This is a genomic window from Limnospira indica PCC 8005, assembly GCF_000973065.1.
Classification (GTDB): domain Bacteria; phylum Cyanobacteriota; class Cyanobacteriia; order Cyanobacteriales; family Microcoleaceae; genus Limnospira; species Limnospira fusiformis.
In genome coordinates this window covers 3,806,816-3,831,592 of record NZ_FO818640.1, presented here as the reverse complement: position 1 = coordinate 3,831,592, position 24,777 = coordinate 3,806,816, and the positions used below count along the sequence as shown (strand labels likewise).

General features: G+C 46.6%; 23 protein-coding genes, 2 tRNA genes and 2 pseudogenes. 12 read left to right on the top strand and 15 right to left on the bottom strand.

Going from position 1 to position 24,777, the window contains the following annotated elements; translation table 11 throughout:
- The first annotated feature begins 41 nt into the window (after nucleotides 1–41).
- On the top strand, nucleotides 42–674 hold the full coding sequence (locus XZ46_RS16730; RefSeq protein WP_008049736.1) for a Uma2 family endonuclease: 633 nt from the start codon (nucleotides 42–44) through the stop codon (nucleotides 672–674).
- Nucleotides 675–804: 130 nt separating this feature from the next.
- On the opposite strand, the gene XZ46_RS16725 is transcribed toward XZ46_RS16730, so the two are convergent.
- From XZ46_RS16725 to XZ46_RS16685, 10 genes and pseudogenes are all read right to left on the bottom strand, one after another.
- The gene (locus tag XZ46_RS16725; RefSeq protein ID WP_006624745.1) at nucleotides 805–1,026 is read right to left on the bottom strand and encodes a cyanobactin biosynthesis PatC/TenC/TruC family protein; all 222 of its coding nucleotides are present in this window, start codon (nucleotides 1,024–1,026) and stop codon (nucleotides 805–807) included.
- A 48-nt stretch (nucleotides 1,027–1,074) separates the two neighbouring features.
- Nucleotides 1,075–1,290 (bottom strand): cyanobactin biosynthesis system PatB/AcyB/McaB family protein, encoded by a 216-nt coding sequence (locus tag XZ46_RS16720; RefSeq protein WP_006624746.1) that lies wholly within the window; start codon nucleotides 1,288–1,290, stop codon nucleotides 1,075–1,077.
- Between the two features lie 91 nt (nucleotides 1,291–1,381).
- Nucleotides 1,382–3,321: pseudogene (locus tag XZ46_RS16715) on the bottom strand (S8 family peptidase).
- A 563-nt stretch (nucleotides 3,322–3,884) separates the two neighbouring features.
- Complete coding sequence (locus tag XZ46_RS16710; RefSeq protein ID WP_008049719.1) at nucleotides 3,885–4,070, bottom strand: ribbon-helix-helix domain-containing protein; 186 nt, start codon at nucleotides 4,068–4,070, stop codon at nucleotides 3,885–3,887.
- 14 nt (nucleotides 4,071–4,084) lie between these two features.
- A pseudogene (locus XZ46_RS38350) lies at nucleotides 4,085–4,168 on the bottom strand (Uma2 family endonuclease); the annotation flags it as partial.
- Between the two features lie 14 nt (nucleotides 4,169–4,182).
- Entirely contained in the window at nucleotides 4,183–4,527 is a 345-nt protein-coding gene (locus XZ46_RS16705; protein ID WP_008049718.1) for a HepT-like ribonuclease domain-containing protein, read from the bottom strand.
- Nucleotides 4,524–4,814, bottom strand: a complete 291-nt coding sequence (locus XZ46_RS16700) for a nucleotidyltransferase family protein (RefSeq protein ID WP_008049716.1) — start codon at nucleotides 4,812–4,814, stop codon at nucleotides 4,524–4,526. The genes XZ46_RS16705 and XZ46_RS16700 overlap by 4 nt, the downstream gene beginning before the upstream one ends.
- A gap of 28 nt (nucleotides 4,815–4,842) precedes the next feature.
- Entirely contained in the window at nucleotides 4,843–5,502 is a 660-nt protein-coding gene (locus XZ46_RS16695; RefSeq protein ID WP_008049714.1) for a Uma2 family endonuclease, read from the bottom strand.
- Between the two features lie 111 nt (nucleotides 5,503–5,613).
- Entirely contained in the window at nucleotides 5,614–5,883 is a 270-nt protein-coding gene (locus XZ46_RS16690; protein WP_006669982.1) for a ribbon-helix-helix domain-containing protein, read from the bottom strand.
- A gap of 14 nt (nucleotides 5,884–5,897) precedes the next feature.
- On the bottom strand, nucleotides 5,898–6,581 hold the full coding sequence (locus XZ46_RS16685; protein ID WP_008049712.1) for a Uma2 family endonuclease: 684 nt from the start codon (nucleotides 6,579–6,581) through the stop codon (nucleotides 5,898–5,900).
- Between the two features lie 405 nt (nucleotides 6,582–6,986).
- Here XZ46_RS16685 and XZ46_RS16680 point away from each other — a divergent pair, with 405 nt between their 5' ends.
- Together XZ46_RS16680 and XZ46_RS16675 are read left to right on the top strand one after the other, a co-directional pair.
- The gene (locus XZ46_RS16680; RefSeq protein ID WP_008049709.1) at nucleotides 6,987–8,726 is read left to right on the top strand and encodes a diflavin flavoprotein; all 1,740 of its coding nucleotides are present in this window, start codon (nucleotides 6,987–6,989) and stop codon (nucleotides 8,724–8,726) included.
- Between the two features lie 93 nt (nucleotides 8,727–8,819).
- Nucleotides 8,820–10,544: a diflavin flavoprotein gene (locus tag XZ46_RS16675; protein WP_008049706.1), complete on the top strand. Its 1,725-nt coding sequence runs from the start codon at nucleotides 8,820–8,822 to the stop codon at nucleotides 10,542–10,544.
- Between the two features lie 894 nt (nucleotides 10,545–11,438).
- On the opposite strand, the gene XZ46_RS16665 is transcribed toward XZ46_RS16675, so the two are convergent.
- Nucleotides 11,439–12,248 carry a nuclear transport factor 2 family protein gene (locus XZ46_RS16665; protein WP_006669986.1) on the bottom strand — a complete coding sequence of 270 codons (810 nt, stop codon included), beginning with the start codon at nucleotides 12,246–12,248 and terminating at the stop codon, nucleotides 11,439–11,441.
- Nucleotides 12,249–12,384: 136 nt separating this feature from the next.
- Between XZ46_RS16665 and murG the strand changes: the two genes are divergently transcribed.
- Both murG and XZ46_RS16655 read left to right on the top strand, forming a co-directional pair.
- Nucleotides 12,385–13,449 (top strand): undecaprenyldiphospho-muramoylpentapeptide beta-N-acetylglucosaminyltransferase, encoded by a 1,065-nt coding sequence (murG, locus tag XZ46_RS16660; protein WP_008049702.1) that lies wholly within the window; start codon nucleotides 12,385–12,387, stop codon nucleotides 13,447–13,449.
- Between the two features lie 135 nt (nucleotides 13,450–13,584).
- Nucleotides 13,585–14,241 carry a pentapeptide repeat-containing protein gene (locus XZ46_RS16655; RefSeq protein WP_006624766.1) on the top strand — a complete coding sequence of 219 codons (657 nt, stop codon included), beginning with the start codon at nucleotides 13,585–13,587 and terminating at the stop codon, nucleotides 14,239–14,241.
- Nucleotides 14,242–14,287: 46 nt separating this feature from the next.
- On the opposite strand, the gene XZ46_RS16650 is transcribed toward XZ46_RS16655, so the two are convergent.
- Nucleotides 14,288–14,626: a hypothetical protein gene (locus XZ46_RS16650; protein ID WP_008049699.1), complete on the bottom strand. Its 339-nt coding sequence runs from the start codon at nucleotides 14,624–14,626 to the stop codon at nucleotides 14,288–14,290.
- Between the two features lie 164 nt (nucleotides 14,627–14,790).
- Between XZ46_RS16650 and XZ46_RS16645 the strand changes: the two genes are divergently transcribed.
- From XZ46_RS16645 to rsmD, 4 genes are all read left to right on the top strand, one after another.
- Nucleotides 14,791–16,977: an O-linked N-acetylglucosamine transferase, SPINDLY family protein gene (locus XZ46_RS16645; protein WP_008049697.1), complete on the top strand. Its 2,187-nt coding sequence runs from the start codon at nucleotides 14,791–14,793 to the stop codon at nucleotides 16,975–16,977.
- A gap of 96 nt (nucleotides 16,978–17,073) precedes the next feature.
- A complete protein-coding gene (locus tag XZ46_RS16640; protein WP_048895142.1) occupies nucleotides 17,074–19,251 on the top strand; it encodes a serine/threonine-protein kinase in 2,178 nt (725 codons plus the stop codon).
- Between the two features lie 97 nt (nucleotides 19,252–19,348).
- The gene (gene hisH, locus XZ46_RS16635) at nucleotides 19,349–19,999 is read left to right on the top strand and encodes an imidazole glycerol phosphate synthase subunit HisH (RefSeq protein WP_008049693.1); all 651 of its coding nucleotides are present in this window, start codon (nucleotides 19,349–19,351) and stop codon (nucleotides 19,997–19,999) included.
- 9 nt (nucleotides 20,000–20,008) lie between these two features.
- Nucleotides 20,009–20,560, top strand: coding sequence for a 16S rRNA (guanine(966)-N(2))-methyltransferase RsmD (gene rsmD, locus XZ46_RS16630; RefSeq protein ID WP_006624771.1), 552 nt, complete (start codon nucleotides 20,009–20,011; stop codon nucleotides 20,558–20,560).
- Here rsmD and mazG read toward each other — a convergent pair.
- Both mazG and XZ46_RS16620 read right to left on the bottom strand, forming a co-directional pair.
- The gene (gene mazG / locus XZ46_RS16625; protein WP_008049690.1) at nucleotides 20,541–21,374 is read right to left on the bottom strand and encodes a nucleoside triphosphate pyrophosphohydrolase; all 834 of its coding nucleotides are present in this window, start codon (nucleotides 21,372–21,374) and stop codon (nucleotides 20,541–20,543) included. The genes rsmD and mazG overlap by 20 nt on opposite strands.
- Before the next feature lie 66 nt (nucleotides 21,375–21,440).
- Nucleotides 21,441–22,130, bottom strand: coding sequence for a metal-binding protein (locus XZ46_RS16620; protein ID WP_008049687.1), 690 nt, complete (start codon nucleotides 22,128–22,130; stop codon nucleotides 21,441–21,443).
- 76 nt (nucleotides 22,131–22,206) lie between these two features.
- Between XZ46_RS16620 and XZ46_RS16615 the strand changes: the two genes are divergently transcribed.
- The 3 genes from XZ46_RS16615 (at nucleotide 22,207) to XZ46_RS16605 (ending at nucleotide 24,309) form a co-directional block, all read left to right on the top strand.
- A tRNA-Val gene (locus XZ46_RS16615) sits at nucleotides 22,207–22,278 on the top strand.
- Between the two features lie 1,063 nt (nucleotides 22,279–23,341).
- Complete coding sequence (locus tag XZ46_RS16610; protein WP_006624774.1) at nucleotides 23,342–23,575, top strand: hypothetical protein; 234 nt, start codon at nucleotides 23,342–23,344, stop codon at nucleotides 23,573–23,575.
- Between the two features lie 551 nt (nucleotides 23,576–24,126).
- Nucleotides 24,127–24,309 (top strand): hypothetical protein, encoded by a 183-nt coding sequence (locus XZ46_RS16605; protein ID WP_006669990.1) that lies wholly within the window; start codon nucleotides 24,127–24,129, stop codon nucleotides 24,307–24,309.
- Nucleotides 24,310–24,678: 369 nt separating this feature from the next.
- Here XZ46_RS16605 and XZ46_RS16600 read toward each other — a convergent pair.
- A tRNA-Ala gene (locus tag XZ46_RS16600) sits at nucleotides 24,679–24,751 on the bottom strand.
- Nucleotides 24,752–24,777: the final 26 nt, after the last annotated feature.

Here is a 24,777-nt window from a genome sequence, read left to right as displayed (position 1 = left end):
TTAGTACAATACTGATCAGGCAAAAATACAGAGGTGAAGAAATGTTGACCGTCGTTTCACCGCAAAAACTTTATCTTTCCGCCGGAACAGTCATGCGATCGCCTGCCACCTGGCAGGAATATCAAGCATTGTGCGAACAGCGGGGAGATGGTTCCATTCCTCGGCTTAAATATCGTTCTGGAGAAGTATTGTTGATGTCGCCTTTACCCAAACATGGTCGAGATGCTCATTTAATTGCTGCCATCATTACAACCTTGCTGGATAATCAGGAGCGAGAATACGATGCTTTCACACCCGTGACAATGCAACTGCCAGAAGAAAGCGGGATTGAACCAGATTATTGTTTTTACATTGACCATTGGCAAGCGGTTTCCGGTAAGGAACGGATTGATTGGCGCAATGACCCCCCGCCAGATTTGGTATTAGAAATTGACATCACCAGCTACTCAGACGTGCAGGATTATCTGCCCTATCAGGTGCCAGAAGTGTGGCTATTTCGGAACCAGCAACTGATGATTTACCAACTTCAGGGCAATGAATACGGCATCACATCCCAAAGCCAATATTTCCCGGCGGTAAATCCAGCCGCTCTCGTTGCTCAATGTTTAGAAATTGCCTATCAGCGAAATACCAGTGCAGCCATTCGTGATCTGAAGCAGCAACTCGGAGGGTAGGGGAGCCGAGAAAAGGGTAACGAGGCGATGGGGTAAACTTAACCCCAGGCGTCAGTCTCCTTGCTCCCCCCTCTCCCCTCACAATGCCCTGATCGCCTCAAAACTCAAGGTATCAATTCGCAGCCAAGACTCAGGCCCAAATCCGCCCTCGGCGAAAGGTTTTACTGTTAGGTTTGGGTTTATTGGCGTGTTCGCGGGCATACTCCCACCAGTAGGAATAATCCTGAAGCCCCGTCATCGCTGTGGGAACATAGGATTTTGGCGCTGGCGCGGGTGGTGTTGCCGGGTTAGCTGCCGGAGCAGTTTCCGGCAGATCATCTGGATTTTTTGGGGTGTTTTTTTTCGCCATCATCGTCTCCGTATTTCAATAAGAACAGTAAAAATTGGCAATGTTCTGGGGTTAGAAAAAACGACCCATTGAAGCAAAGCCAGAGTGCATCACTTGGTTGTAGCTGCGCGGGGCAAAAACTGCCGGGTCGTTGTAGTTAGCGCCGTGAAGCAGATCCATCCGAATATGCACCAAATCCTCGATCTCCCCATCTTCCAAATCCACCGCTAAGGCGGGTTGGGTGAAATGAGGTCGCTTAACCGGGGCGGATTGTTTAGGAAATGTCATTGTTTTTTGAGGGGTAGATAAGAACTGGGAACGGAAAAAAGAGGAGAGGCGGCTAGAAAGTTGACTTTTCCTCCGCCTCAAACCTTGAAGATTAATAGGGCGAAGACCAACTCTTCACTTCGCCCAACGTCACCGGAATCAAATCGCTGACATCAATGGTGAAGCGGAAGATTTTCTTAGCCCGACGGCTATTTTCCGGGTCGAAGAACTTCAGCTTCACATCCCAGCAGTCGCTATCCATCCGACAGAAGGGGCTTTTCTCCACCGTGATGCTGTCTAGTTCCATCCCCTGGGCGACGGCTTGGCTAAAGGTCGAGGCGGCTTGGAAGGCATTGGTGACGGAGAAATTCAGGGCGCGGTCTTGGGAAGTTGTACCCAGGTTCCGTAAATCGTAGTAAACCCGGTTCAGGAAACTGCCCAGGGTGCGGCTCATGGCATCGCGATCGGCTTCACCTTCGGCCGCCTGTACCGTTTCAAAGGCGGCATTGACGAGGCTGTTCACTTTCCAGCCGTAGAGTCCCCGCGTGCTTTGGGGTTCGATGATCGGCACCACCTGCCCAGAGAACAGCTTCACCGTGCGCCCGGTCAAGACACCCGGAATACTGACCCGCTCAATGTAGTCGTCGTCATGTTCCGGCTGAATTTGGCCGGCGAGGAGTTCTTGCAGTGCCAGATAGGCTTCACGGGCGAAGGGGCCTTTCGGTTCGATCGCATAAACCGGAGTCAACTCAATATTGAGCGTCCAAATCAAAGACCGAGCCTCAGAAATATCGCTGGCCAGGTAATCCACCATCTGACGCGCATCGTAGGGGTTGGCCGGCACCGACACGCCCTCGCTGATTTCAAAGGGAGGCATCAGTTGCTTGAAGGTGTCGCGACGGGCTTCCGAACCGAAGTCATAGCCCAAGGTGCCCAAGGCATAAACCAGTTGGCTGGATGCGAGTTCGCTGGGGGCTTGGCTGGGAGTGACGGCGTTGCTAGAGGTCATAGGGGTTGATTGAGTAGGGGTGAATGATTGGACAGTGTTGTGTTGCTGGGAGTGGCCGCAGCTTGTGGCTCCTCCTGAGCCGGGGTGGCATCGGGGACAGACAAACCCCCGCCACAGCCGCAACCGCCCGATGGTTCTACACCTGCGGGGGTGACGGCTTCTTGTGCTTCAGACATATTTCCTCCAGTGAGTAAGGTTAAAGCTCCAGCGATATTGATTCGGCCTGCCAGACATCGCTGGGCATCGGCAGGCAGGGCCGCGTCACAGGGCAGGGCGCTCTGCAACAGGATTTGGCGCACCCGTGCGGGGTCAGGGGTTTCGCCCTGCGATCGTTGCAAACTCAACAACAGGGCAGCGACACCGGAAACAATGGGGGCCGCGAAGCTGGTGCCGTTGAGCCTTTCCGTCCCACCGCCCGGTTTGGCCCCCAAGATTTGCTCGCCCGGAGCAAGGATGCCCTGGGTTTGGTACTTAGACCCCCAATTACTGAAGTCCAAGGGTTGCCCGCGAGCATCCATTGCACCAACCGCCAGGACGGCGGGGAGGGCGGCGGGGACGTGCAGACACTCGCACCCGTCGTTACCCGCCGCTGCTATGAGCAGAATGTTCCGTTCCTGGCAGAGGCGGACGGCGTTTTCCAGCCAGCCCTCGGCTTCCCCAAAGTCGCTTAACTGACCGCCACTGAGGTTGATGATCTGCGCTCCGGCGTTGGCCGCCTGCTCAATGCCTCTGGCGAGGTCAAGCTGGGTGGCGCTACAGCGATCGTCCGCAAAGACCGGGACAATCAAGCCGCGACATTGGGGGGCAATGCCGGGAATGTCGCTGCCCGGTTGCCCGAAAATGATGCTGGTGACGTGGGTGCCATGACCGGACATACTGCCGTCGCTGCGGGCGGCATCGGGGACCAGGGTGGGCAGGGTGGTGAGGTTAGCACCTTGGAAACATGGGTGGGTGCGATCGACGGGGCCATCCAGGACGGCGATGGTGATTTCCGGAGAACCTTGGGTGCGGTTCTGTAATTCTGAGAGTCCTAGTATTTCCATCTAGAAATTTTCGAGGATATTCATGTTTTTATCGTCAATTCATCAAAAAGGCTTGAAATAGCAGTTTTTACACCTACCCAGCACGATCCGAAACCCCTTGCCATCCTGGCGAGAGGGGCTTAGGGTAAAGACAAGACTGCACATCATGATTGCGTCAAACGCTATACCAGTTTCTGGAGCTATGGAATACCAGAAATTCCCTCAACCCCATTAAAGGTAGAGTTTCCGTAATTTACGAAAACGCTAGATAACTGGATACTCAAAAATGAACAACCGGACAAACACGGATGGACAGTTGCCGGAGGAAAATATACGAAGCGAAAACAGTACGAAAACCGCCATAAACAATGGACGAAAACCGTACTAACAATTCAATTATGTTGCACGCATCAGATTTAGTTCAGCCTCTTTAGATTTAGGATGTTCAGACTTAAGTTTCCGATTGAGTATAGCCTTGGGAAATTTAGGATGTCAAGACTTTTTGAGCCAATTTTGTAAAGTTTTATAACATGAAGCTCTCCCCACATCGGGGCGCGAGGTGGGGGTGTCATAATGGGTGCATCTCAGTTAGCAGCAACACCAACCATAATGTCCCCTGGCAATTCCTCAAACCGCCGTTGATAAATGCGTTCTCGGTCTGCTAACAGCCTAATACCTGCCACGATCGCATCTTCAGCCGAAGGATACTTACCGCTTTCTACCAGACTTTCCAGAAACTGCTCAATTTCTGAACTTAACGATATATTCATTTCTCACCTCTGTTTTAATCCGGTTGAATAAAGGCTTGATGTTCTGGGGAAGCTAGTCCCCCTTGTAGGGTTTCCAAAACGGCGGCGAGGTTATTTTGCTATGACCTTCCTGCTATTCCGGGTGTTCTAAGTAGCGCACGATATTTTCTATGCTTTGCTTGAGCCATGGAAGTTCTTGCTCTACGACAACCCAAACCATATCCAAGTCAATTTCAAAGTAGTTGTGAGCTAAGATATTCCGCATTCCGATGATGTTTTTCCAAGGTATTTCTGGATGCTGGCTTCTGATTTCTGAAGTCAGCGCGCGGGCAGCTTCTCCGATGATTTGAAGGTTTTGTATAAACCAAGTCTGGATCAGTTCATTTTGCTCATAAGCCGATCGCCCCTGAACAGCATATCGCTCAATGCGTTCTATTGCTTCCAACATATCCAGCAACTTTTCGAGATCGCTTCTCATAACCGTATCGCTTCCGCTAGGACTTGTTGGCGAATCCTAGGACGTAACCCCTTCTCTGTGATAATATCAACCCGACAGCCTAGTAACTCTTCGAGTTCCATCAGCAGTCCACCCATATCCAGCAAGCTGCGTCCGGGCTGCATTTCCACCAAAAAATCTACATCACTATCGGCATCGGCTTCCCCCCGTGCCACGGAGCCAAAAACACGGATATTGCTGGCTCCATACTGGGCAGCTAATGCCAAAATTTCCTCTCGTTTCTCTTGCAGTCGCTCTGGTAAATTCATCAGTCGTTAAGTTGTTCTAACCTCTGTTTTAATCCGGTTGAATAAAGGCTTGATGTTCTGGGGAAGCTAGTCCCCCTTGTAGGGTTTCCAAAACCGCCGCGAGATTATTTTGTAATAGTTGCGTTGCGTTTAACCATAAACCCGGAAACACCCGACTGCACAAAATCCCCTGATCATTGGGAGAAAGAGACTGATAAACTCCCTCCTCCAGATAAAACCAATCTAGTTTTTGGTCGAAGATTTGCCACACTAGATATTCTTGCACGCCATTGCGCCGATAAACCCGTTTTTTATCCCCTAAATCGATCGCCGCACTACTAGCCGCAATTTCTACCACCAATTCCGGTGCGCCTTGAATGTAGCCTTCTGAGGTCAGTTGGGAACTTCCCCCCGGAATCAACAAAACTCCATCGGGTTGAAATTCGTTGTCGGAGTCCAGGCGAACCGTCGGTTCAATGCCTATTTCTGTCCCTGGGGTTGCCATTTTATAAGTCCATAGCAACCCGATTAAATCGGCGTGGGGTTTCGCATGGGTGGTAAACCGCCGAGGTGATGCGATATAAACTACTCCTTCAATTAATTCGGCTTTCTGATCGGTAGTCATGGCGGCGTAACGTTGCTCAAATTCTCGGTAAGTTAGGCGATCGCCATTTTCCAAAGGTGGATAGATGGGAGATTGAATCTGCATAGTATCGACCAGAGACTAGGGGACAGTTTGATTATAACAATTCCGTCATCGCCATCTATTGTTAAATGTTTGTATCTCGGCTGGCGGAAGATGTAAACCGACAAATATTAGTCATAAATCATCTTGATGGCCACGTTGTTGTAGCTTCTGTTGCAGTTGGCAGAAAACTGTTTCCCCATCAACAACCTCACCCCCTTCGGAAGCAGCAACACCAACCATAATTTCCCGTTGCAATTCCTCAAACCGCCGTTGATAAATGCGTTCTCGGTCTGCTAACAGCCTAATACCTGCGACGATCGCATCTTCAGCCGAAGCATACTTACCGCTTTCTACCAGACTTTCCAGAAACTGCTCAATTTCTGAACTTAACGATATATTCATTTCTCACCTCTGTTTTAATCCGGTTGAATAAAGGCTTGATGTTCTGGGGAAGCTAGTCCCCCTTGTAGGGTTTCCAAAACGGCGGCGAGATTATTTTGTAATAGTTGCGTTGCGTTTAACCATAAACCGGGAAACACCCGACTGCACAAAATCCCCTGATCATTGGGAGAAAGAGACTGATAAACTCCCTCCTCCAGATAAAACCAATCTAGTTTTTGGTCGAAGATTTGCCACACTAGATATTCTTGCACGCCATTGCGCCGATAAACCCGTTTTTTATCCCCTAAATCGATCGCCGCACTACTAGCCGCAATTTCTACCACCAATTCCGGTGCGCCTTGAATGTAGCCTTCTGAGGTGAGTTGGGAACTTCCCCCCGGAATCAACAAAACTCCATCGGGTTGAAATTCGTTGTCCGAGTCCAGGCGAACCGTCGGTTCAATACCCATTGCGGTGGAAGGGGTAGCGGCTTGATAAACCCCTAACCAGGTGATGAGACGACCGTGGGGTTCTGCATGGGTGGTAAACCGCCGAGGTGATGCCATATAAACTACTCCTTCAATTAATTCGGCTTTCTGATCTGTAGTCATGGCGGCGTAACGTTGCTCAAATTCTCGGTAACTGAGGCGATCGCGCAGCGTCTCGGAACGAGAATCGCCATTTTCCAAAGGTGGATAGATGGGAGATTGAATCTGCATAGTATCGACCAGAGACTAGGGGACGGTTTGATTATAACAATTCCGTCATCGCCATCTATTGTTAATCGTAATTCATGGGGGCGATTTCCCATTGGTGATAATTATTTGATTACCCCCCCATTGGCGATACTTAGGTTAATTTCATCGGCGTTAAGATTTCTTGAGCATATTCACCTATACCATCATCTCAGGTGCGATCGCACTTTGGCGACCTTCTCTGGTGGGAATTGAGCCCCAGTTTTTCCCAAATTTAACCATCATCAGAAAAGCCGGGAGAGTTGGGTGTTGAGTTTTGTGGGTCTTAACCCATTGATAGATTTTTCAAACCCCCACAGATTCGGTATCCGTGTCAGAATATCTGTAAACTTGCACATTATTAGATAGCTAAATTTTGGGAGGTCATACATGGTAGCCCTCACTGACCGGGTTAAAGCAGGTCGGTTGACCGTTGAGGTAGCAGAAGTTACTACAGACACCACCACCATTCGATCGCTTGATTGGGACCGCGATCGCTTTGATATCGAATTTGGTCTGCAAAACGGTACAACCTATAACTCATTTATCATTCGTGGCGACCAAACCGCCTTAGTAGATACATCCCACGCCAAATTTCGGCAACTATACCTAGACACTCTCCAAGGATTAATCGACCCCGCCGCCATTGATTATCTGATTATTAGCCATACAGAACCCGACCACAGCGGTTTAGTCGCCGATATTCTGCAACTTGCGCCCCAAATTACCGTCGTCGGCGCAAAAGTTGCCATTCAATTTTTAGAAAACCTAGTTCATCAACCCTTTAAGTCTCAACAAGTTAAAAACGGTGATACATTAGACCTCGGTAACGGTCATGTGCTGGAATTCGTTTCCGCGCCTAACCTGCACTGGCCTGATACTATTTTCACCTACGATCGCCAAACCGAAACTCTCTTTACCTGCGACGCTTTCGGAATGCACTACTGTTCCGATCTCACCTACGACTCAAACCTGGCTGACATTGAGGCTGATTATCGATTCTACTATGAATGTTTGATGGCTCCCAACGCCCGGTCTGTTCTCAGCGCCATTAAGCGTATGAAACAACTCGGAAATATTACCACGATCGCCACCGGACACGGCCCCCTACTGCGCCATAACGTTCAGGAATTGACCGATCGCTATCAAAAATGGAGTCAGGAACAGTCCAAAGCCGAAACCACGGCGGCGGTATTTTACTATTCCGATTTCGGTTATAGCGATCGCCTTTCTCAAGCGATCGCCCACGGAATTACTAGAACTGGTGTCGCTGTCGAAATGATGGATCTGCGATCGGCTGATAACCAGGAAATCCGCGAGTTAGCTAGTATGGCTACCGGATTAGTCATCGGAATGCCTCCCGTATCTGGTCAAGATGCCGAACTCGCCCAGGAAGCCGAGGAAGCCATCAGCACCATTTTAGCATCTACCAACAAAAAGCAAACCTTTGGTTTGTACGAATCTGGTAGCGGTAATGATTTGTCTGTTTACCCCCTGGAAGTCAAGTTTAAAGCCGCCGGACTTAAACCCGCTTTTCCCTCAATTCGGATTACAGAAACCCCCACCGAAAACACCTATAAACTCTGTGATGAAGCCGGAACCGATATGGGACAGTTACTCAGTCGGGATAAGGCTATTAAGCAGATGAAATCCCTAGATAGCGATGTTGATAAAGCCTTGGGTCGCATTAGTGGCGGGTTATATATTATCACCGCCACTAAAGGGGAAGTGAGTAGCGCTATGTTGGCTTCCTGGGTGTCTCAGGCGAGTTTTGAACCTCTGGGGTTAACTATTGCGGTCGCTAAAGATAGGGCGATCGAAGCCCTAATGCAGGTGGGTGATACCTTTGTTCTCAATGTGTTGGAGGAGAACAATTATCAAGCCTTAATGAAGCATTTTCTCAAGCGTTTTCCCCCTGGTGCCGACCGTTTTGAAGGTGTGAAAACTCAAGCCGCTAATAATGGCAGTCCGATTTTAAATGATGCTCTGGCTTATCTGGAATGTCAGGTCGCTAGTCGCATGGAATTAACCGATCATTGGATTGTTTATGCCACTATTGATGGCGGTCGCGTTAGTAACCCTGATGCTTTACCAGCCGTTCATCATCGCAAGGTGGGAAATCACTACTAAAAAATTCCCTGATGGCGGGTTGATTCATATCTAAATATGGCTAAATCACCCGCCTTTTCTGAGTTGCTATGTTCACCACATTACTTTAAAAAAATGTATAATTCAAAAGCTCGTGATGTTCAAGTTTTCTTGATTGGGAATGATACAAAAGTTTTGCGATCGCGCACTTGGGATAGACTCAAGTTTGAGGTAGAATATTCCCTACAACGGGGGACTACAGCTAATAGTTATCTCATCGAAGCTGACCAAGTGGCGATTATCGACCCTCCCGGAGAATCTTTTACCGCCAACTATCTGAAATCCCTGGAAGACCGCTTAGATTTTAACAACCTAAAATATGTGATTTTAGGGCATTTTAACGCTAACCGAGGGGCGACAATTAAAGCCTTGTTAGAAAAGGCTCCCCAAATTACTTGGGTGTGTTCTAACCCCGCTACCTTGGCGCTGCGGGAATCTTTCCCAGAATTAACCTTAAATATTTTAACAGTTAAAAGTGAGGAAAAATTAAACCTGGGTCGCGGACATGAACTGCAATTAATCACCGCACCAACTCCCCGATGGCCTGATGGTCTATTGACCTATGACCCCTGTACTAAAATCCTGTTTACAGATAAGTTTTTTGGCGCTCATGTCTGCGGTGATCAAGTCTTTGATGAAGGCTGGTCAGTCTACAACGAAGACCGCCGGTTTTATTATGACTGTCTCCATGCGGCACAACCCAAAAAAATTCTGTCAATCTTAGATAAAATTGCTGAGTTATCACCCATTGAATTTTATGCCACGGGTCACGGTCCCTTAGTTCGCTATGGGATGAATGAATTAACTAATTTATATCGACAATGGAGTGAAAAACAAAAATCTCAGGATTTGAATGTGGCGCTGCTATATGCTTCTGCTTACGGGAATACCGCCTCTATTGCTAATGCGATCGCCAGAGGATTAACTAGGTCGGGAGTAGCGGTAGAATTGATTAATTGTGAACACGCTAAATCTACCGAAATTCAAACATCCGTTGAAAAATGCGATGGATTTATTATCGGTTCCCCTACCCTCGGCGGTCATGCTCCCACCCAAATACAAACCGCTTTGGGAATTATTCTAAATACCGCATCAACTAATAAATTAGCCGGGGTTTTTGGTTCCTTTGGTTGGAGTGGAGAGGCGGTAGATTTAATCGCGGATAAGTTAAAAGATGCTGGCTATAAATTCGGCTTTGAACCAATTAGGGTCAAGTTTAAACCCACAGATATCACCCTACAAACCTGCGAGGAAACTGCTATTGATTTCGCCCAAATGTTGCGACGTGACCAAAAACGCCGCGCTCTCAAATCTACTTCCCAGTCTGCTAGTGCTGACCGAACCGCTCAGGCTGTAGGTCGTTTGGTGGGTTCCCTGTGCGTGGTCTCCTGTCGCCGTGGAGATGTGGTAAGTGGGATGTTGGCTTCGTGGGTATCTCAAGCTACTTTTACCCCCCCAGGATTGACTGTGGCTGTGGCTCGCGATCGCGCTATGGAATCCATGACTCACATAGGCGATCGCTTTGTTTTAAACATTTTGGACGAAGGTAAACAACTGCGTAAACACTTTATGAAAAAGTTTGCTCCCGGTGAGGATAGATTTGCATCCTTATCAACCACAGAAGCCTCTAACGGATGTCTGATTTTAAATGATGCTTTGGCTTATTTGGAATGTGAGGTAAAAAACCGCATGGAATGCGGCGACCACTGGGTTATTTATGCTCAAGTCCAAAACGGCAAACTGTTAAATAATGAAGGTGTAACAGCAGTTCACTATCGCAAAACCGGAACTTTTTACTAATCTTCTCCTCAAAAGGCGGGTTGATCAATCTTTCTGTGGGGAGGTGAGCAAATACCCGGTTTGGAGAGGGCGGGTTGATCAATCTTTCTGTGGGGAGGTGAGCAAATACCCGGTTTGGAGAGGGCGGGTTGATCAATCTTTCTGTGGGGAGGTGAGCAAATACCCGGTTTGGAGAGGGCGGGTTGATCAATCTTTCTGTGGGGAGGTGAGCAAATACCCGGTTTGGAGAGGGCGGGTTGATCAATCTTTCTGTGGGGAGGTGAGCAAATACCCGGTTTGGAGAGGGCGGGTTGATCAATCTTTCTGTGGGGAGGTGAGCAAATACCCGGTTTGGAGAGGGCGGGTTGATCAATCTTTCTGTGGGGAGGTGAGCAAATACCCGGTTTGGAGAGGGCGGGTTGATCAATCTTTCTGTGGGGAGGTGAGCAAATACCCGGTTTGGAGAGGGCGGGTTGATCAGTCTTCCTGTGGGGAGGTGAGGAACTCGGAGAACCCGCCCCTACAGGTCAAAAGGCGGGTTGATCAATCTTCACTGTGGGGAGGTGAGCAAATACCCGGTTTGGAGAGGGCGGGTTGATCAATCTTCCTGTGGGGAGGTGAGCAAATACCCGGTTTGGAGAGGGCGGGTTGATCAGTCTTCCTGTGGGGAGGTGAGCAAATACCCGGTTTGGAGAGGGCGGGTTGATCAATCTTCCTGTGGGGAGGTGAGCAAATACCCGGTTTGGAGAGGGCGGGTTGATCAGTCTTCCTGTGGGGAGGTGAGCAAATACCCGGTTTGGAGAGGGCGGGTTGATCAGTCTTCCTGTGGGGAGGTGAGGAACTCGGAGAACCCGCCCCTACAGGATCTAACTTACCCAGTAGGGGCGAAAAATTGGTCGCCCCTATCATATCGATTTAATCGACAACTCTCATGCGCTGGGTAATGGAAGTAATACCATCACGACGCATAAGAATAGTAGAAACCCAGCTATCCTCAGGTGATGTGGGCGCTTGACCAATTTTGAAAATACCACCAGAAGTTAAAAACTGAATAGATACAGGCGTAGGCTCAAAGTAAGCATTAGTATTAACAGGTTGGACGATCGCCCCTCCAATCAACAATTCCGAACCTAGGGGTTCTTCGACTATAGCATCAAGGCTGAATTCTCGACCAGTGGTCACCTGTTGAGGAATATTCAATGTAACAGTTGGGGGAGCCTCACCAGAAGTTAACTGATTGCGTTCGGCTAAAATTTCTTGAGCCACAATCATATCATTCTCAATGCGCTGTTGGGAAGTAATCGTCGATCGCAAAATTACATCGCGATCGGGAAAGCGTTTCACCCCTTCAATTTCCGTAACCGTTGTCGCAATAATCGCATTTCCATCTCGTTCCCAATCCTGCAAAGTCGTGCGATAATTAAGAGAGTAGTATTGTTCCCAAAAATGCCTTAACCCCCGTTTTAAAGTATCATGATTTAAACCATCAGTATTTTGAAAATCGGGAGCATAAAACCTCATCAACGCTTCCAGATTTTGGCGATTAGCTTCAGTCTCAATATTTTCTAACAGCATTTTCAGTTCCGGTGGGGCGGTGGCTGGTTCCTCAGCCCAAGCGCGATCGCTCCCCCAGCCTAAACCGCACCAGAGAGCAATTGTCAGAATGGCTGATAAAACTGGGGAAAAAGCCGGGTAGCGCAGCGGAAAAATCACAAAGCGGGTCATAAGTATAGTTGTCAGGTGTGCGTCTTGGTTGTAAAGTGATCAGCAGTTAGGGATTTCCGTTAGGAATGCCCCCTCATGATGGCTCGATGTGTTTTGATTGTAGCGAAATTATTGAATATCGAAAGGAAAAGCAGCCTTGACCGAGACACCCACGCGATTATTAGTTGCAGCCAGTGGTACTGGAGGGCATCTATTTCCGGCGATCGCCACCGCCGACAGTTTAAGTGATTATCACATCGAATGGCTAGGGGTTCCAGACCGCCTGGAAACCCAGTTAGTTCCGCAAAAGTATCCGATCCATACTATCGCCGTGGGTGGATTTCAGGGAAAACCCGGCTTAGGAACTCTCATGACCGGGACTCGTCTAGCTACCGCTATCCTCAAAGCCCGCCACCTCCTCAAACAGGGTAATTTTCAAGGCGTATTCACTACAGGCGGTTATATTGCCGCCCCCGCCATTTTAGCAGCTCGTTCCCTCCGTTTACCCATAATTCTCCATGAGTCTAACGCCCTTCCCGGTAAAGTCACCCGCTGGTTAGCCCCTCGCTGTACCCAGGTGGCGATCGGCTTCGCCGTGGCTGCTAGATATCTTCCCAAGGCACAAACTACCGTCGTGGGTACTCCTGTACGCGCCGACTTTACCAACGAGTCAGAACCCTTGGAATTCCCTATTCCTGACCATGCGCCACTGGTCGTAGTTTTAGGAGGTTCTCAGGGCGCTGTCGCTGTCAATCGCTTAGTCAGGGCTGCTGCACCAGCTTGGTTAGAAGCAGGTATTTGGATAGTTCACCTCACCGGAAATCTCGACCCCGATGCACACAGCCTCCAGCATCCCCACTATATTGCTATGCCTTTTTATGATCATATAGCTCCTCTGCTGAAACGCGCTAATTTCGCAGTTAGTCGCGCCGGGGCGGGGACTTTAACCGAATTGGCGATTACTAAAACCCCCGCTATTCTGATTCCCTATCCCTACGCCGCCGAAAACCACCAAACTTTTAACGCCAAGGTTTTTGCTCAACAAGGGGCGGCGGTATTAATTCAACAGCAGGACTTGACACCAGAACAACTTCAAGGTAAAGTTTTGTATCTATTGGGTGACTCTACAGAACTAAATCGGATGGCTGAGGCGGCTGGGTCTTTGGCCGTGGTTGATAGCGCTAACCGCCTAGCTGAGGTGGTTAGGGCTGTTGTCGTTTAGAGAAAAAATGCGATCGCAGCATCTATTTTAGCTCCTGACTGTGATATCGATCAGCTTACGGTGAGATTTTACTCATTTCTTTTTGGCTCAAAATGAGTCATAGTATATAGTATCGAGAGTCGAGGAGGGTGTGGGATGAAATTATTAACTTACGCGGCCGCAACATTAATTATTACCATTGGTATCACTACTGCAGTTCGTGCAGAAAACCCCGCCCACCTGAAGCAGTTGCTGGAGACTAAAAGCTGTGAGGGATGTGACCTGACCGGGGCACAGTTACAAGGATTAGACCTTAATGGTGCTAACCTAAGAAGGGCTGATCTAACTGGCGCTAACCTCGCGGGTGCTAATTTGAACGAGGCTAACTTCAACCGGGCTATCCTGGTTGATGCCAACCTAGCAGATACTACCCTGATTGCAGCTAAACTCCACGGCGCTGACTTAACCCGTACTAACTTGAGGAATGCTAATCTAACCCTAGCGGGGATGGTGATTGCTGACCTGACTGAGGCGAACCTGAGAGGCGCAAATCTAGTTGGTGCGAATTTGGAAAGTGCTGATTTAACTGGGGCGAATCTTCAAAATGTTCGTCAGTCTGTAGTTAGTTTGGGTTTGGTGCGTCTTCAAGAAGGCAGCCTATATGGCTTTGATATCATTGGTGTTAATTTGCGGGATACTGATTTAACAGGAACTAATCTAAGTGGGGCTGATTTGACTGCATCAGACTTAGCAGGCGCTAATTTGGATGATGCCAATTTATTCAATACTAATTTAATGAATGCCAGACGTTAGGAACCTGCTTAATTATCTGAACGTCAAAAGGAGGGGTGTAGCCTGGCTAGATCCCTCCTTCGTTGATTTTGAGATAGCTTTCAGATTCTTTGAGAGGATCAATATTGACGTGCATTTTCGATTTGCTTTCCTCATATTTCTCGAAATTGCCATCTCGATTTAATCGGGCTAATCCCCATACTAGGCTGACTAATGCTGCTTGACAAACGGCATTATTGCCTTCAGCGTTGGCTTTATCTATTAATGATTCATTGTTAGATTCATTGTTAACTGTTGGCTTATCCGTAATAACACCTCCTTCGTATTTCAGACTGGCTGAGTCGATCGCAGTTAAAGGTTCATATAATACTATTGTAGTCTCAATTTGCTCTTTTTGTGTATACAAGAGTCGATAGCCTCTATCGGGATCAAGGATAAATATGAGTCACTGATCAAGATCCTCTCTGTACAGTTGTCGGTCATAACAGGTTATGATAGAAAAATTAGGGTATCTCAGAATTGACTGAACCCATTTTGACGCAATTTTAACCATCCAACGAGATCCTACAAATGTCTTCCCAGTTACCTCCTGTTTCTAACTCCCCATCTAACCAGAGTCCTGAAGTATTATTACACCAGGCTGAGACTTCTTATCTTCAGGGAGAGTATGATCAGGCGATCGCCGCCTGTCAAAGGGCGTTAGAATTGAAACCTAACTGGCCTCCGGTTTATGTGACTATGGGTAATGTGTCTCAGGGTCGGGGTCAAATTGAAGAGGCGATCCGATGCTATGCCAAGGCTTTAGAATTTGACCCGAATTTACCCCAAGCCCATGCTAACTTGGGTAGTATGTTCTATAAACAAGGAAAATTGGAATCGGCGATCGACAGTTATCAAAAAGCGATCGCCCTCAAGCCAGATTTAACCGCAGTTTATGTTAACCTCGCCCGTGCTTTGCGACAAATGGGGCGAGAGTCGGAAGCCTTAATTGTTGAACAAAAAGCTAATCAAATTCATTCCTTAACTGGGGGTTCAGTTCATCTTTATAATCAGGGAAATCAACTTTTCAATCAGGGGAAACTAGAAGAGGCGATCGCCCTGTGGAAACAGGCTATTGTCGCTGACCCGAATTTGGCAGAAGCCTACTGTCAACTCGGTATAGTTCATAGACATCAGGGCCAGCATAAAGAGGCGATTCCCTTCTTACAAAAGGCGATCGAATTAAAACCCAATTTTGTCGCCGCCCACCAAAATATCTGTGGCATATATCGGGACTCCTCCGACCTCGCCGCCGCCCGCAATGCCGTAGATCGCTACCTGAAAAATTGTAGCAGTATCGACCCGATTATGACCGCCATTTATGCCGTTAGTATCTATCAGGTTTCCGGTTTAAATGCCGTGGCTTTACAAAGATTTTGGCAGCTAGAATCACAACTGCCCGGTTTACTGGCTCACACCAAACCAGTAGAGATTAAATCCCTTTATGCCAACCTATTATTCGCCCTGCCCTATCTGCGGGATGATTTGGAAAAGAATTATAAACTACAACGATTAATTAGCGATCGCTATGTTAGCCTGATATCTCCTACTTCCACCCCCCCCCGTATTCAAACTACTAAAGGATTTGGCAATATCCCCAGCCCCAAAACCGTTAAAATTGGGATTCTTTCTAAAAACTTTTGTCGTCATTCCGTCGGCTGGTGTAGTGCCGATGTCATTAAAGAATTAGCAGCCCTCAATACAGAAATTTATCTATATTGGAGCGATCGACCTATCCGAGATAACCAAACTCCAGTATTTGAACAAGTTGCCCACAAAGTTTTTGCCCCCCAAAACTTCCCCCAGGGACTCCCAAACCCCCAAGAAATTGTGAACGCTATTCGCCAAGACCAAATCGATATTCTCCTAGACTTAGACTCTCTCAGCGTCCAAATTAATACCGAAGTTTTAGCCCAAAAACCTGCCCGCTTTTGTATATCTTGGCTAGGTTTTGATAGCCCTCAAATTGCCTCCGACAACTATTTTATTGGCGACCATTATACCCATCCCCCCGGACGAGAATCTTATTATACCGAAAAGTTAATTAGGATGCCTCAGACATTTATGGCAGTCTCTGGCTTTCAGAGAGTATCAGCAGATCCAAATACCCTCAGACAAGCCTACCGTATTAGTCGCGACCAGGTGGTTTATTTGTGTGTAGCACCAGGACGTAAATTTAACCCTGATTTGGTGAAAGCCCAGGTCAATATCCTTAAACAAGTTCCCGACAGTATTTTAGTTCACAAAGCATTAGGAGATACCCAGATAATTCGTGAGACCTATGCGGCGGCTTGTAAGGCGATCGGTGTCGGTCAACATCGCATTAAGCAAATAAGTCGATTTGCTACCGAAGAAGAACACCGCAAAATCTATATGTTGGCAGATGTGCTATTAGATTCCTACCCCTACAATGGTGGTACTCATAGCTTGGAAGCCCTCTGGTTTAATACTCCCCTAGTCACTCGCCGTGGCTCACAATTTTTATCCCGCATGGGTTATTCTTTCTTAAAGGGCGTGGGTGTGGAAATGGGAATAGCCGACTCCTGGGAAGAGTATCAAAATTGGGGTATCCGTTTGGGTATTGAACCTGAACTTAGACAATCAATTCGCCAACAGTTAATGGCATCGAAAAAATCTGAGAATTTAGCCCCTTTATGGAATCCTAAAGCCTTGGCGAAAAATTTATATTCCCAGTTTCAGCAATTACTCAATCAATAAACCTAAAAATTACAATATATTTGACATTCTGGTAAATTTCCGGTATAATCGGGATAGTCGGTGATATAATGGGGTGTATTGTACCCATTCATACCCATGAGCAACCTTCCAGACTTCCAAAATCAAGGTTATCACACCATTAGGCAATTGGGATGTAACCCAGAAGGGGGGCGGATAACCTACCTGGCAACCCATGCCAGAACTAATCAACAGGTGACAATCAAAGAATTTCGCTTTGCGTTTACAGGGGCGAGTTGGGCGGGGCTAAAAGCCCATGAACGGGAAATTGAGATGTTACAACAGATTAGACATCCCCGAATACCACGCTATCTGACATCTTTTGAGACTCCGGCTGGCTTCTGTTTGGTGCAGGAGTACAAAAAGGCACCATCCCTAGAGTCTGGTCAACGCTTCACGCCAGAACAGATTAGGCAAATTGCCATTTCTATATTAGGAATTCTGGTATATTTACAACAGCATAATCCCCCGATTATTCACCGTGATATTAAGCCGGCTAATATTTTAGTAGACGATCGCCTGAATGCTTATCTAGTCGATTTTGGCTTTGCTAAAGTAGGTGGAAAAGATACCGCCACCAGTAGTATCGCCGCTGGGACACCGGGGTTTATGCCACCGGAGGAACTATTTAACCGACCGTTAACAGAATCTTCAGACCTCTACAGTTTGGGGGCTACCCTAATTTGTCTGCTAACAGGGACTCATCCCGCCCATATTGGTCAGCTTATTGATGATAACTATTGTTTCCAATTTAGACAACTGGTAAAAGGTGGCGATCGCCGTTTTTTGGCATGGTTAGAAAGGCTGGTAGAACCTAGCACAAAAAGACGGTTTAAGAATGCCTCCCAAGCCTTATCCGCTTTGACTAGGACGACCACTTCCCGGGACGTAGTTATCTCTCAACTCAAACCCATTGGGGCGCTATTTTTTATGGTGCTAGTGGGCAATATGGCTATGCAAGAGGCGCGAGATTTTAGCAATTCTCAAGAAGCAAAATTTAGCCGACCATCAGATGGTTTAAGAGTTAGTGCGCCCTGGTCAGAGGCGGTAAAATTACGCCGTCAAGGTCAGAATTTTTTGGATTTACAACAATATGATCAAGCCTTAGCCGCCTATAATCTGGCTTTGGATATTAACCCCAATTATCTGCAAGCCCTAGAGGGTCGCTGTTCAGCATTATATCATTTAGAACAGTATGATCAAGCCCTAAAAAGTTGCGAGGCGGCGATCGCTATTAACTCTCAGTCATATCAGAGTTGGCATCAACGAGGCAACATCTTAAATAAATTAGGGCGATATCGGGAAGCCTTAGAATCTTATAATAAGTCTATTGCGATTCATCCTAATTATGTCCATAGTTGGAATGGTCGCTGCTGGTCTTTGAATAACTTACAGGAGTTTCAGGATGCTTTAAACGCCTGCGATCGCGCTATGGAAATTGATGATAATTCCGAGTGGGTATGGAATAATCGAGGTTATGCTTTAGAGAGATTATCACGCCACCAGGAAGCGCTACAATCCTACAGTCGCGCCCTCAGTATCAACCCTCAGAATACCATGATCGCCCGCAATTATCAACGGGCTACCGAAAGATGGCAGAAAGCCGCTATATCTAACTACACACCTACTGAATTGTTTAATCAGGGAGAAATATCGCGCCATAAAGGTGATTATGAACAGGCTCTAAGTGCCTATAATCAAGCCCTTGCCAAAAATCCTCACTATTTTGATGCCCACCTTTATCGTTGTCGGGTGTTGCGTATTTTAGACAGAATGCCGGAAGCCCTGGGGAGTTGCGATCGCGCCTTAGTAATCAATTCTAACTCCCATTTGGCCTGGGAAAGTCGCGCTTGGGTGTTGCGAGGTTTGGGTCGTTATCGGGATGCTATACAAGCAAGCGATCGCGCTTTAGCAATTAATCCCCACGCCTATTGGTCTTGGATAGAAAAAAGTGTAGCCTTGCGTAATTTAGGGGAATATCAACAAGCATTAGAGGCGGCGCAAAAGGCGATCGCCATTGACCCCAATCAACTAAATGGCTGGTTAGACACGGGGATAGCCTTAAATCATTTGGGCCTTTATGAACAGGCATTAATAGCCCTAAATAAAGCCCTAAATGCCGACCCCAAAGACCGAGAAGTGTGGCATCAAAGGGGATTAGCTTTAGAGGGTTTAAACCGCTATGCAGAAGCCACTGATGCCTATAATCAAGCCTTAATCTTGGATTTGAACAGTCAACAGCCAACCGCCAACTGAGCCATCAATTAATGATTGAAATCATCATCAACTCTAAAATGTTCCCAAATTGTCCGTAAATATGAGATAATATCAAATGGTGGCTTGAGGGATAGAGATGGCGAGAATCGCAGTAATTGACTATGATATGGGTAATCTGCACTCCGTCTGTAAAGGCTTGGAAAATGCAGGAGGAACCCCAGAAATTACCGATGATCCAAAGGTGATCAGTGCGGCTGATGGTGTGCTTTTACCAGGAGTAGGGGCTTTTGACCCGGCGGTACAACATCTGCGATCGCGTAATCTCATTGAACCCATTAAACAGGTAATTGCGGACGGTGTGCCATTTTTGGGGATTTGTTTAGGGTTGCAAATTTTGTTCGAGTCCGGGGAAGAAGGGGAAGAACCCGGGTTAGGAATTTTTCCCGGTAAAGTGCGACGGTTTAAATCCGAACCCGGACTGACTATTCCTCACATGGGTTGGAATCAACTAACATTTACTCAACCATCAGTCAGTCTTTGGGAAAATTTAGGAGATAATCCCTGGGTGTATTTTGTGCATTCCTATTATGTCGATCCGGCTGATGCGACAATTACCGCCGCCACTATCACCCACGGAAGCCAAACCGTCACTGCTGCGATCGCTTACCAAAATGTGATGGCGGTACAATTCCACCCCGAAAAATCCTCAGTCGCCGGACTGCAATTATTATCTAATTTTGTGCAGTTGGTGAACTCTTCTCAGAAGGTAATTACTTCGATGGGATAGTGTTCACAGATGGCCTTGAGAATTTATGGTAATCGCCAACTAAAAACCCTCCCCGGACAAAATACCCGACCTACTCCCTCACGGGTCAGGGAAGCCGTGTTTAATATTTGGCAGGACATTACTGGATGTCGTTGGCTGGATCTTTGTGCTGGTAGTGGGTCAATGGGGGCAGAGGCCCTATGTCGTGGGGCGGCGATGGCAGTGGCGATCGAACAGTCGGGACCAGCTTGTCAAATTATTAAGCAAAATTGGCAGCAAGTGGCTACACCAGAACAACAGTTTCGCGTCCTACGGGGAGATGTAGTTAAACGGCTAAAATCCTTAGCCGCCGAGGAGTTCGATCGCATTTATTTTGACCCACCATATACAGCCAATTTATATGAACCTGTCCTAGAAGCGATCGCCAAATATTCCCTACTCGCCGCCGGAGGAGAGTTAATTGCTGAACATGACCCAAAACGAGAAATGGTAGAGGTTTCCGGTTTAGCGATCGTCCGCCAAAAAGTCTACGGAGGATGTGCGATCGCCTTTTATGAACCGATTAATTCCCCTGTTCCTTAATGATAGCTTTAGCCCTATCCCATAAGACATCTAATTCCGCTAGGGTGTAGTCTGCTAAAGGGCGATCGCAGGCTGCCTCTACCATAGAAAATCGGCGAATAAACTTATGATTAGTCTCCCGTAGTGCTTCATGAGGGTCGATATCATACCAACGAGCTAAATTGACTAACACGAATAAAATATCTCCCAATTCCGCTTGTTGTTGTGCCTTATCTTCGTGGTGTAAGGCTTCTTCAAATTCCGCCAATTCCTCATGAAACTTATCCCAAACCCCCTCAATATTATCCCACTCAAAGCCAACAGCAGCGGTTTTTTTAGATAATTTCATAGCTGCTATGAGAGGCGGAAGTTGTCGGGAATAACGGTTTAATTTAGCACTCAAAGACTGGGAATCTTGATGATTTTCCGCTTCTTTATCCTTAATAGCTTCCCAGTTTTCGTGTACTTCTTCGACGCTATCAACCTTCACATCTGCGAAAACGTGGGGATGTCTGCGGATGAGTTTTTCCGTAATACCAGCCGCCACATCAGCTAGGGAAAATTGCTGAGATTCGCTGGCAATTTGAGCCTGGAGAACTACTTGCAACAATAAATCTCCTAATTCATCAGCGATCGCTTTTGGGTCTCCCGTAGCGATCGCATCAACTACCTCATAGGCTTCTTCCAGAATATAAGGGGTTAAACTTTGGGGAGTTTGAGCCAAATCCCAAGGACACCCACCATCAGGCGATCGTAATTTAGCCACCACATCAATTAGTTCTTGCAAGGCATTTAGGGTGTCGTTTTCCCGTTGATTATGACTAGATTCAGACATATTGATTAATAGGGTCGGATTATACAAATTTGACTCACTGATAAAAGGCTACAGTATATATGCCCATTATTGCTCCCAACAGTTAGGATATATGCTATTGTTTGCGGGAGTTTCCCACAGTCGAGGAATTGCTAGAACGACGACTGCTTTTTTTTTAGGGGAAGTTGACGACGAATTGGAACGAGACCGCCGCGAGGTGCTATTTTTCGGTTTTTTGACTAGAGCCGATGGTGGTATCAGTCCATATACCCCTTGGCTTTGAAGACGTTTATAAATAGATGACCCCCAATCAGATAGATAGTGGCTCATAGCACCGACTTCTAAACCGCAGAAGATAGCGATCCATTCCATAGGGTGATTTAACAGAAATTGCCATAGTTCCCCTGCTAAACTCGATAGCGTCCACTCTACCGGAAACAGAAACTCGATCGCCATAGTCATAATCAGACCAAAACCGCCTAGCCAGGTGAACAAGTACAGAACCCGTAAAGCCGTCCCAATAAAAGGCCCGTGGGACAGAAACGAGCGATGATGTAAACTGTTTTGATAGGGAACCCATAGCCAACGGAACCACCCCCAACGTTGAAACTGTCGTGAGTTTAGATCTAAATCTGGCCCAAATATCAGGCCACTAAATAGAAAACTGCCAGATACTAGGAGAGTTAGATGGCTGCTGCGAGTTTGTCCAAACGTCAAAGCCGCCACCAGTGGCAAGCTCCAGAGTGTTATGCGATCGTGGGTTTTGCCAGAAGGCATAGCGCAAAAATTTTTTTCAAAAATAGCTTCCCTATTTTAGCGATTGCTGCTACAATAGAAAACATCGAATGCAAAAGGGCGATTAGCTCAGTGGTAGAGCGCCTGCCTTACAAGCAGGATGTCACTGGTTCAAGTCCAGTATCGCCCATTTTCGGGAAATCCTTATCCTAGCAGCGATAACCGGGATTCACTTAACCCGATAGTCGCACCTAATTACTCAGATATTACTCACAATCTAGTCCTAGCACAGGAAAATAATTCTGTCAATAGGATGATTACTCAGTCAACAAGCACAACTTAATCAATCTGTCAAATACCCATATCACTCCCTAAACCCGACGCTGATAGGGTAGTTCCCTTGTGATACCTGTCAATGGCAAGCCTATCGGTTCGTTCGTCACCATTGACTGCTATCACGTCGGTCACTTCCCCAAGAGTGCTTTTCCCGGTTATGGGGGGAGGGTATGTTTCAAAGCCAACACGATAGCCGTAGGTGGGGGGGAACCCGCTAGGGAATCAACGTACAAAGATATCAGACCGCCTTTCAGTATCAGATTATGAAAGTATGGCGATCGCCTATCCGGTTATCTATGGGTCTGATTCATAATCTCCGGTGAGGGGAAACTATGGGCTATCATCTGGCTGATATTAAAAGTGCGATCGCCAAATCTAAACTATCATCTACCGGAACCAACCCGATACCCCTCAACAACTTTTCAACTGGAGGCAATTACCGGGGGTAGTGCCTAATATTAATGATAGAGGTGTAAAAACCGACTCGGGTTCAATTTCCATGCCTACCTGCCCAACTTGTACATCTACCCAATTGTTAGACTAAATGGATTAGGCTCAATATCATTTTGAACCGCTGGCTCCGAACCCATACGCATCGATGACTTTGGCGCCGTCAGTATTGCTGACGTCGTCGGTATCGGAACCACAGTAGCACAAACAAGATTAGATGTTAATGGAAATATAAGAGGGCATAGAATTAATTTCAGTAATTTACCGACAAGCCCTACAGGTTTAAGGGTTGGTGATTTATGGTGCGATACAGCTAACGATCATGTAATCAAACAGATTAGATAATGCCTAACAACTATGATATATCTGAGACTCATTGGTTTTGAGTTTATCACCAATATTTCATCAAAGAGGATGATTCAAAACATGGTAGTCAGAAATTTCCAGATATATCAGGTAGCCAATTTGTGAGGATATTATTTGAGGCGGACCAAATTCCTGTAGATTGGAAAATCGCGGGATGGTTAAAATTTTACGCATACAATGATGCCCAACAGAATATGATGGTTAAACAATATATTATTTGGCTTAATCAATATCAAATCATTGCCGAGCCGCCATATAGCAATTTTGACGCAGTATTTGACCCCTTAGAGAGGATTAAGTGGTTGACCATTTATTTTTGGAGATTAATACAATGAATCTAATTATACTAGAGGTGGCATTATTGATAATTGTTATTTTTTATTTGGTAATTTCTTTATTTATAGGTAATAAAATCATGGAGTCTAAGCTAGATTAAGACAATAAAAATTTAGACATATTATTTGATTTTTTTAAATATTCGTTAGATAGTATAATCTGCCCCAAAATATATGACCATGATACGCGTTTACCACCTAACTCAATCAACAGAGATGATATTGACGATGATGGTTGGCGTAAACCCTAACAGCCTAACAGCTAACTCAATAACTTAATGACCCCCTATGGTTTCTGACTGTAGGGGGTGTCTATGTATTTTGGGCTAACAGTCTAACGGCAACAGTCTAATTAAATGTCAATTTTTTCATTAGCTTAAATGCTAACAGTCTAACTGCAACAGTCTAATTACGGGTTTATATGAATGCTCACCCTATCATGTCCAGATATTACCCATAACGGATATTACCCCTAACCGATCGCTTTACCTACAACCTACGACTAAGATTTTTGGGTAAGGCGATTATGTTGGTAGTGACTGTTGGACGTGATGATTACCATCAAAGATTGGAGACTTGCTGAGAATTATGTGGGTATCGATTCCCATCCCGGTAATTGCCTCCAGTTGAAAAGTTGTTTGGGGGGTATCGGGTTGGTTCCGGTAGATGATAGTTCAGGTTTTGCGATCGCACTTTTAGTTTCCCTCACCGGAGATTATCAATTGGACCCATAGATAACCGGATAGGCGATCGTGTTGGCTTTGAATCATACCCTCCCCCCATAACCGGGACAAGCACTCTTGGGGAGTGACCGATGTGATAGCAGTCAATGGTGAGGAACGAACCGATAAACTTGCCATTGACGGGTATCACAAGGGAACTACCCTATCAGCGTCCGGTTATGGGGGTGATATGGGTATTTGACATATTGATTAAGTTGTGCTTATTGATTAACCCGTCAATGATTAAGATTTATTGCTAAGGGATATGCACTAATTGTCCCGTGTGCTAAGACTGAATGGAGTGCATTTTGAGTGTAACGGTACGACTATCGGGTTGAGTGTTTCCCGGTTATCGTAGCCAGAATAGGCTTTTAAGCGATATGGAGAATAGGGGGGTCGAACCCCTGACCTCTGCGGTGCGATCGCAGCACTCTACCAACTGAGCTAATTCCCCAAGTATAGAGAGAGATAGGACACAAC

Excerpts from the sequence above, each read along its gene's own strand:
- XZ46_RS16730 (WP_008049736.1), top strand. The coding sequence starts at position 42 with ATGTTGACCGTCGTTTCACCGCAAAAACTTTATCTTTCCGCCGGAACA.
- XZ46_RS16725 (WP_006624745.1), bottom strand. The coding sequence starts at position 1,026 with ATGATGGCGAAAAAAAACACCCCAAAAAATCCAGATGATCTGCCGGAA.
- XZ46_RS16720 (WP_006624746.1), bottom strand. The coding sequence starts at position 1,290 with ATGACATTTCCTAAACAATCCGCCCCGGTTAAGCGACCTCATTTCACC.
- XZ46_RS16710 (WP_008049719.1), bottom strand. The coding sequence starts at position 4,070 with ATGAATATATCGTTAAGTTCAGAAATTGAGCAGTTTCTGGAAAGTCTG.
- XZ46_RS16705 (WP_008049718.1), bottom strand. The coding sequence starts at position 4,527 with ATGAGAAGCGATCTCGAAAAGTTGCTGGATATGTTGGAAGCAATAGAA.
- XZ46_RS16700 (WP_008049716.1), bottom strand. The coding sequence starts at position 4,814 with ATGAATTTACCAGAGCGACTGCAAGAGAAACGAGAGGAAATTTTGGCA.
- XZ46_RS16695 (WP_008049714.1), bottom strand. The coding sequence starts at position 5,502 with ATGCAGATTCAATCTCCCATCTATCCACCTTTGGAAAATGGCGATCGC.
- XZ46_RS16690 (WP_006669982.1), bottom strand. The coding sequence starts at position 5,883 with ATGAATATATCGTTAAGTTCAGAAATTGAGCAGTTTCTGGAAAGTCTG.
- XZ46_RS16685 (WP_008049712.1), bottom strand. The coding sequence starts at position 6,581 with ATGCAGATTCAATCTCCCATCTATCCACCTTTGGAAAATGGCGATTCT.
- XZ46_RS16680 (WP_008049709.1), top strand. The coding sequence starts at position 6,987 with ATGGTAGCCCTCACTGACCGGGTTAAAGCAGGTCGGTTGACCGTTGAG.
- XZ46_RS16675 (WP_008049706.1), top strand. The coding sequence starts at position 8,820 with ATGTATAATTCAAAAGCTCGTGATGTTCAAGTTTTCTTGATTGGGAAT.
- XZ46_RS16665 (WP_006669986.1), bottom strand. The coding sequence starts at position 12,248 with ATGACCCGCTTTGTGATTTTTCCGCTGCGCTACCCGGCTTTTTCCCCA.
- XZ46_RS16655 (WP_006624766.1), top strand. The coding sequence starts at position 13,585 with ATGAAATTATTAACTTACGCGGCCGCAACATTAATTATTACCATTGGT.
- XZ46_RS16645 (WP_008049697.1), top strand. The coding sequence starts at position 14,791 with ATGTCTTCCCAGTTACCTCCTGTTTCTAACTCCCCATCTAACCAGAGT.
- XZ46_RS16640 (WP_048895142.1), top strand. The coding sequence starts at position 17,074 with ATGAGCAACCTTCCAGACTTCCAAAATCAAGGTTATCACACCATTAGG.
- hisH (WP_008049693.1), top strand. The coding sequence starts at position 19,349 with ATGGCGAGAATCGCAGTAATTGACTATGATATGGGTAATCTGCACTCC.
- rsmD (WP_006624771.1), top strand. The coding sequence starts at position 20,009 with ATGGCCTTGAGAATTTATGGTAATCGCCAACTAAAAACCCTCCCCGGA.
- mazG (WP_008049690.1), bottom strand. The coding sequence starts at position 21,374 with ATGTCTGAATCTAGTCATAATCAACGGGAAAACGACACCCTAAATGCC.
- XZ46_RS16620 (WP_008049687.1), bottom strand. The coding sequence starts at position 22,130 with ATGCCTTCTGGCAAAACCCACGATCGCATAACACTCTGGAGCTTGCCA.
- XZ46_RS16605 (WP_006669990.1), top strand. The coding sequence starts at position 24,127 with ATGATTACCATCAAAGATTGGAGACTTGCTGAGAATTATGTGGGTATC.